General features: G+C 61.8%; 15 protein-coding genes. 7 read left to right on the plus strand and 8 right to left on the minus strand.

Going from position 1 to position 15202, the window contains the following annotated elements:
• Positions 1-46 precede the first annotated feature (46 nt).
• The 3 genes from cysT to JJD66_RS25210 are packed head-to-tail and all read left to right on the plus strand — an operon-like array spanning position 47 to position 2735.
• Positions 47-865 (plus strand): sulfate ABC transporter permease subunit CysT, encoded by an 819-nt coding sequence (cysT, locus tag JJD66_RS25200; RefSeq protein WP_032894195.1) that lies wholly within the window; start codon positions 47-49, stop codon positions 863-865.
• Positions 866-878: 13 nt separating this feature from the next.
• The gene (gene cysW / locus JJD66_RS25205; protein ID WP_200649295.1) at positions 879-1751 is read left to right on the plus strand and encodes a sulfate ABC transporter permease subunit CysW; all 873 of its coding nucleotides are present in this window, start codon (positions 879-881) and stop codon (positions 1749-1751) included.
• A gap of 3 nt (positions 1752-1754) precedes the next feature.
• On the plus strand, positions 1755-2735 hold the full coding sequence (locus JJD66_RS25210) for a sulfate/molybdate ABC transporter ATP-binding protein (RefSeq protein ID WP_105225369.1): 981 nt from the start codon (positions 1755-1757) through the stop codon (positions 2733-2735).
• A 127-nt stretch (positions 2736-2862) separates the two neighbouring features.
• Here the strand turns inward: JJD66_RS25210 and JJD66_RS25215 are convergent, their stop codons facing one another.
• Positions 2863-3387, minus strand: a complete 525-nt coding sequence (locus JJD66_RS25215) for an Mpo1 family 2-hydroxy fatty acid dioxygenase (protein WP_019819908.1) — start codon at positions 3385-3387, stop codon at positions 2863-2865.
• Positions 3388-3470: 83 nt separating this feature from the next.
• On the opposite strand from JJD66_RS25215, the gene JJD66_RS25220 reads away from it, so the two are divergent.
• Entirely contained in the window at positions 3471-4157 is a 687-nt protein-coding gene (locus JJD66_RS25220; protein ID WP_105225370.1) for a Crp/Fnr family transcriptional regulator, read from the plus strand.
• On the opposite strand, the gene uraH is transcribed toward JJD66_RS25220, so the two are convergent.
• The 3 genes from uraH to JJD66_RS25235 all read right to left on the minus strand — a co-directional run bounded on the left by uraH (position 4152) and on the right by JJD66_RS25235 (position 6263).
• Positions 4152-4562, minus strand: a complete 411-nt coding sequence (gene uraH / locus JJD66_RS25225; protein ID WP_014716425.1) for a hydroxyisourate hydrolase — start codon at positions 4560-4562, stop codon at positions 4152-4154. The two genes, JJD66_RS25220 and uraH, sit on opposite strands and share 6 nt — an antisense overlap.
• Before the next feature lie 27 nt (positions 4563-4589).
• Positions 4590-5063 (minus strand): GlcG/HbpS family heme-binding protein, encoded by a 474-nt coding sequence (locus JJD66_RS25230; RefSeq protein WP_200649296.1) that lies wholly within the window; start codon positions 5061-5063, stop codon positions 4590-4592.
• Positions 5064-5258: 195 nt separating this feature from the next.
• Positions 5259-6263 (minus strand): AraC family transcriptional regulator, encoded by a 1005-nt coding sequence (locus tag JJD66_RS25235; RefSeq protein WP_200649297.1) that lies wholly within the window; start codon positions 6261-6263, stop codon positions 5259-5261.
• A gap of 101 nt (positions 6264-6364) precedes the next feature.
• Between JJD66_RS25235 and JJD66_RS25240 the strand changes: the two genes are divergently transcribed.
• On the plus strand, positions 6365-7435 hold the full coding sequence (locus JJD66_RS25240; protein WP_200649298.1) for a fatty acid desaturase: 1071 nt from the start codon (positions 6365-6367) through the stop codon (positions 7433-7435).
• Here the strand turns inward: JJD66_RS25240 and JJD66_RS25245 are convergent.
• A complete protein-coding gene (locus JJD66_RS25245) occupies positions 7422-8237 on the minus strand; it encodes an ABC transporter ATP-binding protein (RefSeq protein ID WP_057975339.1) in 816 nt (271 codons plus the stop codon). The genes JJD66_RS25240 and JJD66_RS25245 overlap by 14 nt on opposite strands.
• Entirely contained in the window at positions 8234-9832 is a 1599-nt protein-coding gene (locus JJD66_RS25250; RefSeq protein ID WP_200649299.1) for an ABC transporter permease, read from the minus strand. The genes JJD66_RS25245 and JJD66_RS25250 overlap by 4 nt, the downstream gene beginning before the upstream one ends.
• Positions 9833-10111: 279 nt before the next feature.
• Between JJD66_RS25250 and JJD66_RS25255 the strand changes: the two genes are divergently transcribed.
• A complete protein-coding gene (locus tag JJD66_RS25255) occupies positions 10112-11113 on the plus strand; it encodes an ABC transporter substrate-binding protein (protein ID WP_105225376.1) in 1002 nt (333 codons plus the stop codon).
• Between the two features lie 103 nt (positions 11114-11216).
• Here JJD66_RS25255 and JJD66_RS25260 read toward each other — a convergent pair whose 3' ends face one another.
• Positions 11217-12137, minus strand: coding sequence for a LysR family transcriptional regulator (locus JJD66_RS25260; RefSeq protein ID WP_200649300.1), 921 nt, complete (start codon positions 12135-12137; stop codon positions 11217-11219).
• Positions 12138-12319: 182 nt separating this feature from the next.
• On the opposite strand from JJD66_RS25260, the gene JJD66_RS25265 reads away from it, so the two are divergent.
• Positions 12320-13225: a TauD/TfdA dioxygenase family protein gene (locus tag JJD66_RS25265; protein WP_034125458.1), complete on the plus strand. Its 906-nt coding sequence runs from the start codon at positions 12320-12322 to the stop codon at positions 13223-13225.
• A 59-nt stretch (positions 13226-13284) separates the two neighbouring features.
• Here the strand turns inward: JJD66_RS25265 and JJD66_RS25270 are convergent, their stop codons facing one another.
• Positions 13285-14892 (minus strand): alkaline phosphatase family protein, encoded by a 1608-nt coding sequence (locus tag JJD66_RS25270; RefSeq protein WP_198716293.1) that lies wholly within the window; start codon positions 14890-14892, stop codon positions 13285-13287.
• Positions 14893-15202: the final 310 nt, after the last annotated feature.

Here is a 15202-nt window from a genome sequence, read left to right on the forward strand (position 1 = left end):
AAAGCGCGCTCCTGCAGTGGTTTCTACCCTTTAACCAAGGACTCTTATGTCGCGTCGTATCTCCCCCGTCATACCCGGCTTCGGGCTGACGCTGGGCTACACCGTCGTGTACCTCAGCCTGATTGTGCTCATCCCGCTGGCGGCGATGTTTGTACACGCCGCTCAACTCACCTGGGATCAGTTCTGGAACATCATTTCCGCACCTCGTGTACTGGCGGCCTTGAAGCTGAGCTTCAGCACCGCGCTGTACGCCGCACTCATCAACGGTGTGATTGGCACTTTGCTGGCCTGGGTGCTGGTGCGCTACACCTTCCCCGGGCGCAAGGTCATCGACGCGATGATCGACCTGCCGTTCGCCCTGCCCACCGCCGTCGCCGGTATCGCGCTGACGGCGCTGTACGCGCCCAATGGCCTGGTCGGCCAGTTCGCCACGGACCTGGGCTTCAAGATCGCCTACACCCCTCTGGGTATCACCCTGGCGCTGACCTTCGTCACGTTGCCTTTCGTGGTGCGCACCGTGCAGCCGGTACTGGCCGATATCCCCCGGGAAATCGAAGAGGCTGCCGCCTGCCTCGGTGCCAAGCCGTTGCAAGTGTTCCGCTACATCCTAGTGCCGGCATTGCTGCCCGCCTGGCTGACCGGCTTCGCCCTGGCCTTTGCCCGAGGCGTGGGTGAGTACGGTTCGGTGATCTTCATCGCCGGCAATATGCCGATGAAAACCGAAATCCTGCCATTGCTGATCATGGTCAAGCTCGACCAATACGACTACCGCGGCGCCACCTCCATTGGTGTGCTGATGCTGGTGGTGTCCTTTGTCTTGCTGCTGCTGATCAACCTGTTGCAGCGGCGCATCGAACGTCCATAAGGAGGCGCGGAACATGTCCCAATCGTCTATTTCCGCCGCGTCCTCGGCCAACGCCGCCCGCCGTGGCAGCGCGACCTCGCGACGTATCCTGATCGGCCTTGGCTGGCTGGTATTCGTGCTGTTCCTGCTGCTGCCGTTGCTGGTGGTGGTGTCCCAGGGCTTGAAAAACGGCCTCGGCACGTTCTTCAGCGCAATCCTTGAACCCGACGCGCTGTCGGCGCTGAAACTCACGGTGGTCGCCGTGCTGATTTCTGTGCCGCTCAACCTGGTGTTCGGCGTCTGCGCCGCCTGGTGCGTGAGCAAGTACTCGTTCCGTGGCAAGAGCATCCTGGTCACGCTGATCGACCTGCCGTTCTCGGTTTCGCCGGTGATCGCAGGCCTGGTATACGTGTTGATGTTCGGCGCCCAGGGCTTCTTCGGGCCGTGGCTGCAAGACCACGACATCCAGATCGTGTTCGCCCTGCCGGGCATCGTGCTGGCGACCATCTTCGTCACCGTGCCGTTCGTGGCCCGTGAGCTGATCCCGCTGATGCAGGAGCAGGGCACCCAGGAAGAAGAAGCCGCACGCCTACTCGGCGCCAATGGCTGGCAGATGTTCTGGCATGTCACCGTGCCGAACATCAAGTGGGGCCTGATCTACGGCGTGGTGCTGTGTACGGCGCGGGCCATGGGCGAGTTCGGCGCGGTGTCGGTGGTGTCCGGCCACATTCGCGGCGTCACCAACACGCTGCCGCTGCATGTCGAGATTCTTTACAACGAATACAACCACGTTGCCGCGTTTGCGGTGGCCAGCCTGTTGCTGATCCTGGCGCTCTTCATCCTGCTGCTCAAGCAGTGGAGCGAGAACCGAATCAACCGCCTGCGCAACAGCGCGGGTGAGGAATAAGTCATGTCGATCGAAGTCCGTAATGTCAGCAAGAACTTCAATGCCTTCAAGGCCCTGGACAGCATCAACCTGGATATCCAGAGTGGCGAGCTGGTGGCGTTGCTGGGCCCGTCCGGCTGCGGCAAGACCACGCTGCTGCGCATCATTGCCGGCCTGGAAACCCCGGATACCGGCAGTATTGTGTTCCACGGCGAAGACGTCTCCGGCCACGATGTGCGTGATCGCAACGTGGGCTTTGTATTCCAGCACTACGCGCTGTTCCGCCACATGACCGTGTTCGACAACGTCGCTTTCGGCCTGCGCATGAAGCCGAAAAACCAACGCCCCACGGAAAGCCAGATCGCGAGCAAGGTTCATGAGCTGCTGAACATGGTGCAGCTTGATTGGTTGTCGGACCGTTACCCGGAACAACTCTCCGGTGGCCAGCGCCAGCGTATCGCCCTGGCCCGCGCCCTGGCGGTGGAGCCCAAGGTGTTGCTGCTCGACGAACCCTTCGGCGCCCTTGATGCCAAGGTGCGTAAAGAACTGCGCCGCTGGCTGGCGCGCCTGCACGAAGACATCAACCTGACCTCGGTCTTCGTGACCCACGACCAGGAGGAAGCCATGGAAGTCGCCGACCGTATCGTGGTGATGAACAAGGGCGTGATCGAGCAGATCGGTTCACCGGGCGACGTCTACGAAAACCCGGCCAGCGATTTTGTGTACCACTTCCTGGGTGACTCCAACCGCCTGCATTTGGGCGAAGACAAGCACCTGCTGTTCCGCCCCCACGAAGTGTCGTTGTCACGCCATGAACTGGAAGATCACCATGCGGCGCAAGTGCGGGATATTCGGCCGTTGGGTGCGACCACTCGCGTGACCTTGAAGGTTGAAGGCCAGAGTGAATTGATCGAGGCCGAAGTGGTGAAAGACCATGACAGCCTCACCGGCCTGGCGCGGGGCGAGACCCTGTTCTTCAAACCCAAGGTCTGGCAAAAAGCCTAATAACACTGCAAAACCCTTGTGGGAGCCGGGCTTGCCCGCGATGGCGGTGTGTCAGTCGACAGTTATGCCAACTGATCCACCGCCATCGCGGGCAAGCCCGGCTCCCACATTGGATCTTCAGTACTTGTTAGACCGTGGCGTTTTTCCCGCGTACCGCCACCGGCCCAGAGCGCTCTTCAATCTGGCGCTTGAGGTCCTGCCGCAACCCCAGCAAAAACGCCAACTCCGCCACCACAAACAACGGCCCCACGATCAGCCCCGACACATCGTCCACAAACGCAGGCTTCCTGCCTTCGTAGTAATGCCCGACGAACTGAATCACCCAGCCCACCACGAACATCCCCACGCCGCTGCTCAGCCACACCGCCGTGCTTTGCGCCGCCAGCACATGCCCGGCCCACACCGACAAGCCCATCAGCACCGTCATCAGCACCCCCAGTGCCAGTTCCAGGCGCAGGTAAAACCACGCCGAAAACAGTGCCAACAGCACCGCAGGTGATAGCCACAGCCCGCCCACCGACCATTCGGGGCGCGACAGCAGCACGGCCACCGCCACCACAATCAACGGAATACCGATGAAGTGGCTGGCGATGTTGCGTGGGTCGCGGTGGTACGCGGCGTATTGACTGAGGTGGTCGACGAGGCTTTTCATTGTTGTTCCTCCTGTAGGATGTTTGATCATGCCCTGTCAGTCGGTGCCTAACTGTCAACTGGGCGACAATCTTCGGAGTTCGCATGGACACAGGGACATGGCACGCGCAATTGGCTCGCGGTCATTGGTTCAGCCATTTGCCGCCTGACTTGCAGCGTAGCTTGCTGGAGGCGGCGCGGTTGCGTGTGCTGACGGCGGGGCAGTACCTGTTCAAGCGTGGTGACCCGCCGTGCGGCGTGTATGCGGTGCTGGAAGGCACGGTGCGCATCAGTGCGGTCAGTGCTCAAGGCAAGGAAGCGGTGTTGAGCCTGGTGGAAACGCCCTACTGGTTCGGCGAGATCTGCTTGTTCGACAACCTGCCGCGCACCCACGATGCCTTGGCCACGGGTGCTTGCAGGCTGCTGCAGGTGCCGCAGGCGGCGATGCTCGGCATTCTCGAACGGCATCCGCTGTTCTGGCGGGAGATGGCGCTGTTGATGAGCCATAAACTGCGGCTGTCGTTGATCAATATCGAACAGACAAGCCTGATGCCCGCCTCAGAGCGGCTGGCCCATCGGTTGCTGATGATTGCCCAAGGCTACGGCGAAGTGGATCAGGCGCGCCGCGTGCTGCAGCTGCCCCAGGAGGATCTGGCGGCGATGCTGGGCCTGTCGCGCCAGACCATCAACAGTCTGCTCAAGGCGCTGGAGCAACAGGGCATTATCGGCTTGAGTTACGGTGCCATCGAGATACGCGACCTCAATGGGCTGCGGCTGGCCGCGGGCCTATGAACCGCGATAGGTAGAGAAACCGTAAGGGCTGAGCAACAGCGGGATGTGGTAGTGCTGGTCGGCCTGCTTGACCTGGAATATCACCGGTACCTCAGGGAAAAACGTCTCGCGGTTAGCCTTCTTGTAGTAGTCGCCGGTCTTGAACACCACGCGGTACTCGCCCGGCTGCATGCTGCGGTTGGCCGGGAACAGCTCGGCGATGCGGCCTTGCTGGTTGGTGACACCTTCAGACAGCGACTGCCATTTATCGCCCACATGTTGTTCAAGGGTGACATTGACCCCGGCGCTTGGCAGGCCATTTTCCAGGTTGAGTACGTGCACGCTCAGGGGGTTGCCGTCGGCCAGGGCCAGGTTGCACAGGCCACTCAGGCTCAGTGCGGCGAGGGTCATGCTCAAGGTTTTCATCGCGAAGTCCTTTTGAGGGAAGTGGAATCAAGGGGTGATTTTCAAGCCCAGTTGCTCGGCGGCCTGTACGGCGCAGGCTTCATCCTGCGCGGCGCCACCGGCACCGGCGATGCCTAGGGCACCGACCAGTTCGGCGTCGGCAAACAGCGGCACGCCACCGCCGAGCAACAGCAGCTCGGGCAAGCTGTTGAGGTTGGCGGCTTCGGGGTTATTACGCGCCCGTTCGGCAAACAGCCGGGTCGGGGTTTTTGTCGACAGCGCCGTGTACGCCTTGTGTTGGCTGGCGAGGCTGTTGTGCGGGCCGACACCGTCAGCGCGCAGGCCCAGCAACAGGTTGCCACCGCGGTCGAGTACGGTCAGCGCAGCGGTGCAGTGGGCCAGGCTGGCGTCGGCCAGTTGGCGAGCGGTGTGCAGATCCAGCTCGGCATGGCGTGGTAATTGTGGCGCCGCCTGGGCGACGGTGGCCACGGCGAGGCTCAGGAACAAGGCAGTGCGGTACATAGTGAGGGCTCCAGAAAGCAGGCCGTCACGGTAACCAGCGGACGCGGACAAAAGCCGCACAATTGGATGACAGGTTTGTAATCAAACTCAGGGATTTGTGGTGGTTGTACTGGCCTCATCGCAGGCAAGCCAGCTCCCACATGATGTGAACCCCATTCCCCTGTGGGAGCTGGTTTGCCTGCGATGAGGCCCTTCCTACTGCAACCCGTCGCGAAACTGCCCCGGCGTCATCCCCGTCCAGCGCTTGAACGCACGATTGAAACTGCTGGTATCGGCAAACCCCAGCAAATGGCTGATCTCGGCCAATGAGCACTGCGGGTCGCGCAGGTGCAATAACGCCAGGTTTTGCCGGCACTCATTGAGCAAGGCGTCAAACCGACACCCTTCATCGGCCAGATGCCGCTGCAAGCTGCGCAGGCTCAAATGCAGCGCTTGTGCAATGTGTTCGGCGCTTGGCTCGCCGTCTGGCAATTGCGCCTCGATGGCGGCGCGCACCTTGCGTTCCCAGGTCAGCGGTTGCAGTTGGGCGAGGGTGCGCTTGAGCACGGTTTCGTTGTGTTCGGCCAGCTCCGGGTTGGCGTCGTCCAGATGGCTGTCGAAGTCGCTGGCGGCGAATTCCAGGCGGTCTTCGTCGGCGGCAAACCATACCTGCGCGCGAAATACCCTGTGCCACGGCTCGGGGTCGGCGGGTTCCGGGCGCCGCAGGTAAACGGCCAACGGCGCATAGTCGCGCCCGAGGCGGTTGCGGCAGGTGCGTACGTAAATCGCCGCAAAGGCATCAATCGCTTCCGGCGCGGGCGCAGGGCTGCCTGGGGGTTGGAGCAGGCGAAAACGGTAGACGTCGCCGTGGCGGCTCAGCTCCAGGTCCAAGGCATCACTGACCACCTGGTGATAGCGCACGATGCGCTCGAACACCTCGCGCAAGCTGCCGCTGGCCACCAATGCGTAACCCAGCGCATGAAAGGTGGTGGGGCTGACAAACCGCGACACCCGCAGCCCGATCGCAGGGTCGCCACTGGCCTGTACCGCCAGCGCCCATAGGCGCGTGGTGGCCGACAACCGGTAGCGGGCGTTGGGGTCGTCCATCTGCTGCGGGTCGAGCCCGGCTTCGGCGCACAGCGCGGCGCTGTCGAGGCCCAGGGCGTCGAGCTGCTTGCGCAGGGCACGGGTCCAGCTAGCGAGGGAAGTGGGTTCGGTCATGGCAATTGGCGCTTGTGGTCAACAGATTGGCGTGCGCGGCTAGCGTCCTGCGCTAGGGTTAGGTGCAGGATGCAGGCATCACTTCACAAGAGAATGGAAGCATGGACGGTACTTCTGCAAGCCCCCAGCCGTTGAACGCACAACAGCGTTCGGCGCATATCCGCGAGGTGGTGATGGCCGAAGGCGTGCGCTTGCGCCAGCGGCACCCCTGGTTGTTGCATCAGGACGCGCTGGGCGCAGGCATCCTGGCCTTTGCCCTGCTGGGCATGTTCGGCTCGGCAGCGCTCTATATCAGCGGTCATATGGCCTGGTGGGTGTGTCTGCTGCTCAATGCCTTCCTCGCCTCGCTCACTCATGAGTTGGAACACGACCTGATCCACAGCATGTACTTTCGCAAGCAACGCGTGCCCCACAACCTGATGATGGGCCTGGTATGGCTGGCGCGGCCAAGCACCATCAACCCATGGATACGCCGGCACCTGCACCTCAACCATCACAAGGTCTCGGGCACCGAAGCCGACATGGAGGAGCGCGCGATCACCAATGGCGAATCCTGGGGCATCGCACGGTTGCTGATGGTGGGGGACAACATGATGTCGGCCTTGATCCGCCTGTTGCGCGCCAAGACCTGGCCGCACAGGTTCAGCATCCTCAAGCGCGTGCTGCTGGTGTACGCACCGCTGGCCTTGCTGCATTGGGGCGCGTGGTACGTCTTCCTGGGCTTTCATGCCGCCAATGGGATTGCCAGTTTGATGGGCGCGCCCATTCAGTGGTCAGCCGGTACCTTGCAGGTGATGCAGGTGATCGATATCGCTGCGGTGGTGATCATCGGCCCGAACGTGTTGCGCACCTTCTGCCTGCACTTTGTCAGCTCCAACATGCATTACTACGGCGATGTGGAACTGGGCAATGTGATGCAGCAAACCCAGGTGTTGAACCCCTGGTGGCTGTGGCCATTGCAGGCGTTCTGCTTCAACTTCGGCAGCACCCACGGCATCCATCACTTTGTGGTGAAAGAACCGTTCTACATCCGCCAGATGACCGCCAAGGTGGCGCACAACGTCATGGCCGAGATGGGGGTGCGCTTCAATGATTTGGGCACGTTTGCGCGAGCCAATCGCCTGGAGCCCCAGGAAAACCCGCGCACTGAGCTCTCTTTCAGCAAGCAATGAACGCCAATGGCAGGTCGCGGATCTGTTCGCGCACCGGCGGTTGGTAATGGTCGTCGCTGGTTAATTCGTGCAACAGCTCTTCGCGTAGCTGGTGGAATTCAAAACTGCTGCGCTGGCGCGGATGAGGCAGGGCGATCTCGACGACCTGCTTGATTCGCCCCGGACGCGGCTCCATCACCACCACGCGGTCGGCGAGGAAAATCGCCTCTTCCACGTCATGGGTGACCAGCACCGTGGTGATCCTGGCGCGGGCACGAATTGCCAGCAGTTCATCCTGCATCTGCTGGCGGGTCAGCGCGTCGAGGGCGCCGAAGGGTTCGTCCAGCAACAGGATGCGCGGGCTGGCCACCAGGCCGCGGGCAATCGCCACCCGTTGCGCCATGCCGCCGGAGAGTTGGTGGGGGTAGGCGCGAGTGAAATCGGTGAGGCCCACCAGTTCGATAAAGTCGCTGATGCGCCGGTTGCGCTCGGCCTCGTTCAGGGGCTCGTTGACCAGGCCCAGGCCGATGTTTTGCGCCACGGTCAGCCACGGGAACAGGCGGTGTTCCTGGAACACAATGCCGCGTTCGCCGCCGATCCCGCTGACGGCTTTGCCATCGACCTGGATCTCGCCGCGAAACTGCGTATCCAAGCCCACCAGCAAGCGCAGCAGTGTGGATTTCCCGCATCCACTGGAGCCGACAATCGCAACAAATTCCCCTTCGGCCACCTCCAGGTTGAATTCACGGATGGCTTCCAGTTCGAAGCCATCGACGTCGAAGGACTTACCCACGTGGTTGAAGCTGACAATCGGTGCGTTCATGCGTGTCTCCAGCGGGTGGCACGGGTTTCGATGCGTTGGCCGATCAGGTTGAGAGCGGCGCCGGTGAGGCCGACCAGCAGCATGCCGCTCATGATCAAATCCATGCGCAGCAACTGTTGGGCGCCGATCATCAGGCTGCCGATGCCGCCATCTGAGGGCATGAAATATTCGGCGCCGAGGGTGCCCATCCAGGCGTAGATCAGGCTCAGGCGCAGGCCGGCGAAAATCCCCGACGCGGCGCCCGGCAGTACCAGGCGGCGCAAGCGTTGCCAGAGGTTCAGGCGCAGCACCTGCGCGGCTTCGCGCAGCTGGGGCGACAGGTTGAGCACGCTGCGCTGGGTGGCAATAAACAACGGGAAGAAGGCGGCGAGGGCGATAAACACCCACTTGGCCAGTTCACCCAGGCCGAACCAGGCGGTGAGCAGCGGCACCCAGGCGAAAATCGCGATCTGGCGCAGCGCGGACAAAGTGGGGCCAAGTAGCCGCTCACTGCGCCGCGACAGCCCCAGCCACAGGCCCATGGCAAAGCCCAGGCTACCGCCCAGCAGCAACCCGGCCAGGGCCCGGGCAAGGCTTTTGCCCAGCGCCGTAGTCAGGCTGCCATCCAGCACGCCCGCCACGCTGGTTTGCAGCACCGCCCAGGGGCTGACCAGAATGTTTGGATCGACCCAATCTTGCTGAGTCGCTACTTGCCATAACGCCAATAGCAGCAGCGGCAACAGCCAGGGTTGCAAGCGCTGCCAGCCTTCGTAGCGTGGCCCGCGTCGAATCTGCGCAGTGGCCGGATGGGGCCAGTGCACCCACTTGCGATCCAGCCAGCCGATGCCGCGGTCCATCACCACACCCAGCACGCCAATGACCACGATGCACACGAAGACGATATCGAGCATGAACAACTGGCGCGCCCACACCATCAGGTAGCCGATGCCTTCGCTGGAGGCCAGCAGCTCCACGGCCAGCAGGGAGGTCCAGCCGGCGGCCAGGGCCAGGCGCACGCCGGCCATGAACGCAGGCAGTGCGGCGGGCAGGACCAGGCGGCGGATCAGCAAGTGGCCAGGCAGGCGCAGTACACGGGCGGCTTCGCGCAGGTTGGGCTGGGCGTCGCGCACGCCCACCAGGGTATGCAGGGTCACGGGCACCACGATGGCCTTGACCAGCACCACCAGCTTGAGGGTTTCGCCAATGCCGAAAAACACCATGAACAGCGGGATCCAGGCCAGGGTCGGCACTTGCGCCAGCGCGCTGAACGTCGGGAACACCAAGCGCTCGGCGCGCGCACTGAAACCCAGGAACGCGCCCAGTATCGCGCCGGCACTGACACCGGCCAGCAGGCCCCAGAACAAGCGCTGCAAGCTGATGGCCAGATGGCTCCATAACTCGCCGCCGGCCAACTCCACCGCGCTGCTCCACACCAGGGCGGGAGTGGGCAGAATCTGCTCGCTCATCCAATGATTGCGGCTGGCCAGCCACCATAAGGCAAACAGCGTGAGCGGCAGCAGCCACGGCAATAAACGCTGGCCCAGCTGCGGCCAGCGCGGCGCGATGCCTTTGGGCGGGGCCGCCAGCGGCAGGCTCAGAAGTGAAATCCGGGCCATGGAAGACCTCCGAATGCGTTATGTGATTTCGATCTTACAAAAGCGGGATCAAGATGATTGTGAGATAATAAAAGTCATTTAAAGCCTCACGCCGCCACGCATCCAATGCATTCGAAGAATATTTTCGATGTTGTTTATGCATAGGCCTCTGGAGGCTGCGGGTTAGCTTGCATATTTCTAAAAGCTATTAAATTGTGAATTTATAGTATTTAAAGTTTTGTTCAGTCTGTGCCTACTTTTTGCTCCCCAGGCGACCGTCGCCCACCAGGAGCTGCGCTTATGAAACTGCCCTTTAAACGTCTGATCAGCCTGTTCGCCGGCACCGCCCTGGCCGGGGTGGTGCATGCCGCCGACCTCAAGGAAATCCGCATCGCAGTGCCCGACCTCAGTGCCGGTAGCCAGCACAGCGGCGGTGGCATCACCGACGTGTTGCGTGAACAGCAGATCTTTGAAAAAGCCTTTGCCGACCAAGGCATCAAGATCCAATGGAATTACTTCAAGGGCGCCGGCCCGGTGATCAATGAAGCCTTTGCCAACGGCCAGGTAGACCTGGCCTATCTGGGCGACCTGGCAGCGATCATCGGCCGCTCCAATGGCCTGGACACGCGGCTGCTCAGCGCCTCTGCACGGGGAGTGAAACACTACCTCGGCGTGGTACCGGGCTCCGGCATCAAGACCCTGCAAGACCTCAAGGGCAAGCGCGTGGCGGTGTTCCGAGGCACGGCGAGCCAGTTGTCGTTCGACAGCGCATTGGCCAGCCAGGGCTTGAGCGAGAAGGACCTGAAGGTGATCAACCTGGACTTCAACGCGGCCGCTGCCGCCCTGGCCGCCAAGCAGATTGACGCCACCTGGGGCGGTTCCACCCTGACGGCGTTGCAGGCCAAAGGTTTGGCAGAGATACCGCTGACCACCAAAGACCTGGGCGATGCCGGCAGCATCCAGGCCGTGCTGGTGGGCAGCGCCAAGTTTGTCGATGAACACCCCGATGCGGTGGCCAAGCTGCTCAAGGCCCAGCAGCAAGCGGTGCAGTGGTTGACCGATGACAACAACAAACAGGCGTATATCGAACTGGTATCAGGGCTGGCCAGTTACCCGCCGGTGATCCTGACCAATGATTTGAAAGACCAGAAACTCAGCGAGATTTTCCCCTCGACCCTGGACCCGGTGTTCCTGGGCAAATTGCAGGATGCAGTGGATTTGGCTTCGAAGGAGAAGTTGATTCGTCGGCCGTTTCAGGTAAGTGACTGGGTGGCGCCTGGGTTGGTGGCGGCAGGGCTTTGAGCTTATCGGTGCCTGGGCTATCGCTATCGCAGGCAAGCCAGCTCCCACACTTGAACGTGTTCACCGCTCAAAGTGGGAGCTGGCTTGCCTGCGATGAGGCCCTTCAAACCGCCACACTTACCTGCTGACTATCCACCTCCACCAACGTCTCGATCATCGCCTTCGCCGCCGGCGACAACCGCGACCCCGTGCGGCTGACGATCCCGCAGCGTGCGCTCAGGGTCTCCATGTGCTGCGGCAAGTTGCGCCAGTGCAGCAGCACCAGCGCCCCCCTGGCAATGTCCTCGGCAAAGGCTTCTTCAGTGCCAACGCCGATGGCGTTGGTTTGCAGCACGATGCTCACCAGCGCCGGGAAGTGCTCGGTCTGGATGCTCGGGGAGAAGTCCATGCGCCCACTCAGGTTCGCCAGCAGTTTGCGAATGCCTTGGGAGATCAGCGGCGCCGCCAGCGGGTAATCGAACATATCGTTGGTGGACAGGCTGTCCTTGGCCAGCAAGGGATGCCCAGGGCGGCAGAAAAACACCCCGCGTTTGGGGGTGAGTGCGCGGGTCTGGAAATTCGGGTCGGCTTCGAACTGGCGGATGTCGGCGATAAAGAATTCGATCTCTTCACGGCTCAGGCGGCGGCTGAGGGTTTCCCAGTTATCCACCTGAAACGTGGTACGGATTTTCGGGTGGGCGTTGATAAACCGCGCCACCGCATCCGGCACCAGTTTCACGGCTGGCGCCGGGCCGCAGCCGAAGCGCAGGTCGCCGGCGTCGAGCTTGGTCATGCGCGTCACTTCACTGCTCAGCAGCGCTGCGCCATGCACCAGGCTCAGGGCGTGCTGCAACACCACCTGGCCTTCCGGCGTGGGGCGCAAGTCCTTGTGGCCACGGTCTACCAGCACGCAACCAAACTCCTGTTCCAGCCCCTGGATGCTGCGGCTGAACGCTGGTTGGGTGATGCCCATGGCGTCCGCGGCGCGCACGAAACTGCGGTGTTCGTTGAGGGCGATGAAGTAGCGCAGTTGGCGAAGATCCATATGCTTTCCCGGCATTTTAAAAATAGGTCGAAGGCATTTGCGACCGAGCAAGCTGAGGTTTTAAATGCAAGCTCTTATTCCGTCAACGAAGTATTCATTCATTTGCTAGACCTAAAATGCATATGGATAGAGCGTTGCTGGAAAGCATCTCCACCATCAGCAGGCACACGAGGGTCATCACAATGAGCAACGCCGCATTAGCTGTTCAACCCATCGCCCAACCACTCGATATTCACCCGGTAGCCGGGCGGATCGGCGCCGAAATCCGTGGCATCAAACTGTCCGGTGAGCTGGATGCCGCCACCGTCGAGGCCATCCAGCAGGCGCTGGTGCAGTACAAGGTGATCTTCTTCCGCGAACAAACCCATCTCGATGACCAGAGCCAGGAAGCCTTTGCTCACCTGCTCGGCGAGCCGATCGCCCACCCCACCGTACCGGTACGAGACGGCACGCGGTTCCTGATGGAGTTGGATGGCACCCGTGGCCAGCGCGCCAATTCCTGGCACACCGACGTGACGTTCGTCGATGCCTACCCTAAGGCCTCGATCCTGCGTTCGGTGCTGGCGCCTGTGTCCGGCGGCGACACCGTATGGGCCAACACAGCCGCTGCCTACAACGACCTCAGCGTGGAACTGCGCGCACTGGCTGATCACCTGTGGGCGGTGCACAGCAACGAATACGACTACGCCGCCCGCAAGCCGGATGTGGCGGTGGAGAAGCTGGAGGAATACCGCAAAGTATTCACTTCCACGGTGTATGAAACCGAACACCCGGTGGTGCGCGTGCATCCGGTCAGCGGTGAGAAAACCCTGCTGTTGGGGCACTTCGTCAAACGCCTGAAAGGCTACTCCCAGGCAGAGTCGGCGCAGTTGTTCAACCTGCTGCAAGGCCACGTCACCCGCCTGGAAAACACCGTGCGCTGGCGCTGGAACACCGGTGACGTGGCGATCTGGGATAACCGCGCCACCCAGCATTACGCGGTGGACGACTACGGCACCCAGGAGCGCATCGTGCGCCGGGTTACGCTCAAGGGGGATGTGCCGGTGGGGGTGCAGGGGCAATCAAGCAAAACCACTAAAGGTCTTTAAGCCGGGTGAGGATTAAAAATGTGGGAGCCGGCTTGCTCCCACATTTGGATTTGTGGTGTTTACCAGACTCCGATCTTCACCACTTTCTCTGCCTCTGGCTCACCATAACGGAACCATTGCCCGCGCACCTCAACCTCCGTGTGGCTGATGGTGGTACGCCGCTTCAACCCGCGCAACCAGTCGAACAGATAACCCAAGTGCGTCTCGCGCACCTCGGCATAGGCGGGATCGCTGCCCAGGTCGTGCAGTTCTTGCGGGTCGTTTTCCAGGTCGAACAGTTGCGGGCGAAAGCCGTCGTACGCCAGGTACTTCCAGCGCTCGCTGCGCACCATGGTCATGCGGCAACGGTCGATGGGTTGCTCCAGACGCTCGCGAGCCGGGGCCTGGAAGGCGTAGTCGTATTCGGCAATGGCATAGCGGCGCCAGGTGGGTTGCTCGCCCTGCAGCAATGGAATTAATGAGCGGCCTTCCAGGCGATGGTCGGCGGCGGGCAAGCCCAGGGCGTCGAGGAAGGTGGGCAGGGCGTCGATGGTTTCCACCAGACGCTCATCCACGGTGCCGCGGCTGACATCGGCGCTGGCACGCGGGTCGCGCACGATCAGCGGTACACCCACCGCAGGCTCCAGCAAGAATTCTTTTTCACCGAGGAAATGATCGCCGAGGAAGTCGCCGTGGTCGCTGGTAAACACGATCAGCGTGTCGTCCCAGCGGCCAGCGCTTTGCAGAAAGTCGAACAGCCGCCCGAGTTGATCGTCAATCTGTTTGATCAGGCCCATGTAGGTCGGAATCACCGTGAGGCGCACCTCGTCACGGGAAAAGTTCAGGCTCTCCTGGTGTTGGCGAAATGCCTGGTACACCGGGTGATCGCTGGTGTGTTCAGGTTGAATCGGCGCCTGCACATGCTCGGTACCGTACAGCGCGTGATACGGCGCCGGGGCGATGTAGGGCCAGTGCGGCTTGATATACGACAGGTGCAGGCACCAGGGCTGCTCACCTTGTTCGTCGATAAAGTCGATGGCGCGGTCGGTGGTGTAGACGGTCTCCGAATGTTCTTCGGCCACACGTGCGGGTTTGCCGGCGTTGCGCATATGCCAGCCGCTGAGCACTTCGCCGTTCTCACCTTCGGCGGCGTTGGCCCATTCGTGCCAAGGGTTGCTGCCGTGGTAGCCGTGATCACGCAAGTATTGGGTGTAGGGCGCGGACTCGCGCTTATCCTCGAACAGCGGGCTGTCGGGGTAGATGCCGTCGTGACGCAGGTACGCGTCGAAGCCGACCTCATTGAGTGGCTCGGCCTGGGCACTGTCGGGGTCTATATGCAGGCGCTGCAAGGCCTCAAGGTTCGGCGTGGCGTGGGTCTTGCCCACCAGTGCGGTGCGGATGCCGTGGGGGCGCAGGTAGTCGCCGATCGTCAGCTCTTCGAGCGGCAACGGCACTGCGTTCCACGCCACCTGATGGCTGCTGACATAGCGCCCGGTGTAGGCCGACATACGCGACGGGCCGCAGATGGTGCCCTGTGTATAGGCCCGACTGAAACGCACGCCAGCGTCGGCCAGGCGGTCGATATTCGGCGTGTGCAAATGGGCATGGCCGTAGCAGGAAAGGTAGTCGCGGCGCAGTTGGTCGCACATGATGTAGAGCACGTTGCGCACGGGTTTGGGGTCAGACATAGGAATTTACCGAACGGAGGACAGGTGGGTTTTTTCTCCGTTCGAGGGGCGCTCTGGCAAGTGCATTTGGGGACTGGGTTCTATGCATTGAATGCATGGGTGTGGCTGCTGGCGCCATCGCAGGCAAGCCAGCTCCCACAGTTGAAATGCATTTCCCTGTGGGAGCTGGCTTGCCTGCGATGACCATAGGTATCTACATAACTCTGTTAGCTCAACGGTAACCACGATGCGAAGCGAGCCGCTCTTGATCTTGATCTGCTTTTGATCTTAGGCGCCCCGTTAAACCACGCTGGCCGGAATTCGACAGGGA

The sequence above is a fragment of the Pseudomonas sp. MF6751 genome (genome assembly GCF_016613265.1).
Taxonomy (GTDB): Bacteria; Pseudomonadota; Gammaproteobacteria; order Pseudomonadales; family Pseudomonadaceae; genus Aquipseudomonas; species Aquipseudomonas fluorescens_BV.

Coding starts and splice junctions, on each gene's coding strand:
- JJD66_RS25220 (WP_105225370.1), top strand. CDS start 3,471: ATGGACACAGGGACATGGCACGCGCAATTGGCTCGCGGTCATTGGTTC.
- cysT (WP_032894195.1), top strand. CDS start 47: ATGTCGCGTCGTATCTCCCCCGTCATACCCGGCTTCGGGCTGACGCTG.
- cysW (WP_200649295.1), top strand. CDS start 879: ATGTCCCAATCGTCTATTTCCGCCGCGTCCTCGGCCAACGCCGCCCGC.
- JJD66_RS25235 (WP_200649297.1), bottom strand. CDS start 6,263: ATGACCGAACCCACTTCCCTCGCTAGCTGGACCCGTGCCCTGCGCAAG.
- JJD66_RS25215 (WP_019819908.1), bottom strand. CDS start 3,387: ATGAAAAGCCTCGTCGACCACCTCAGTCAATACGCCGCGTACCACCGC.
- JJD66_RS25270 (WP_198716293.1), bottom strand. CDS start 14,892: ATGTCTGACCCCAAACCCGTGCGCAACGTGCTCTACATCATGTGCGAC.
- JJD66_RS25240 (WP_200649298.1), top strand. CDS start 6,365: ATGGACGGTACTTCTGCAAGCCCCCAGCCGTTGAACGCACAACAGCGT.
- JJD66_RS25210 (WP_105225369.1), top strand. CDS start 1,755: ATGTCGATCGAAGTCCGTAATGTCAGCAAGAACTTCAATGCCTTCAAG.
- JJD66_RS25265 (WP_034125458.1), top strand. CDS start 12,320: ATGAGCAACGCCGCATTAGCTGTTCAACCCATCGCCCAACCACTCGAT.
- JJD66_RS25245 (WP_057975339.1), bottom strand. CDS start 8,237: ATGAACGCACCGATTGTCAGCTTCAACCACGTGGGTAAGTCCTTCGAC.
- JJD66_RS25230 (WP_200649296.1), bottom strand. CDS start 5,063: ATGTACCGCACTGCCTTGTTCCTGAGCCTCGCCGTGGCCACCGTCGCC.
- uraH (WP_014716425.1), bottom strand. CDS start 4,562: ATGAAAACCTTGAGCATGACCCTCGCCGCACTGAGCCTGAGTGGCCTG.
- JJD66_RS25260 (WP_200649300.1), bottom strand. CDS start 12,137: ATGGATCTTCGCCAACTGCGCTACTTCATCGCCCTCAACGAACACCGC.
- JJD66_RS25255 (WP_105225376.1), top strand. CDS start 10,112: ATGAAACTGCCCTTTAAACGTCTGATCAGCCTGTTCGCCGGCACCGCC.
- JJD66_RS25250 (WP_200649299.1), bottom strand. CDS start 9,832: ATGGCCCGGATTTCACTTCTGAGCCTGCCGCTGGCGGCCCCGCCCAAA.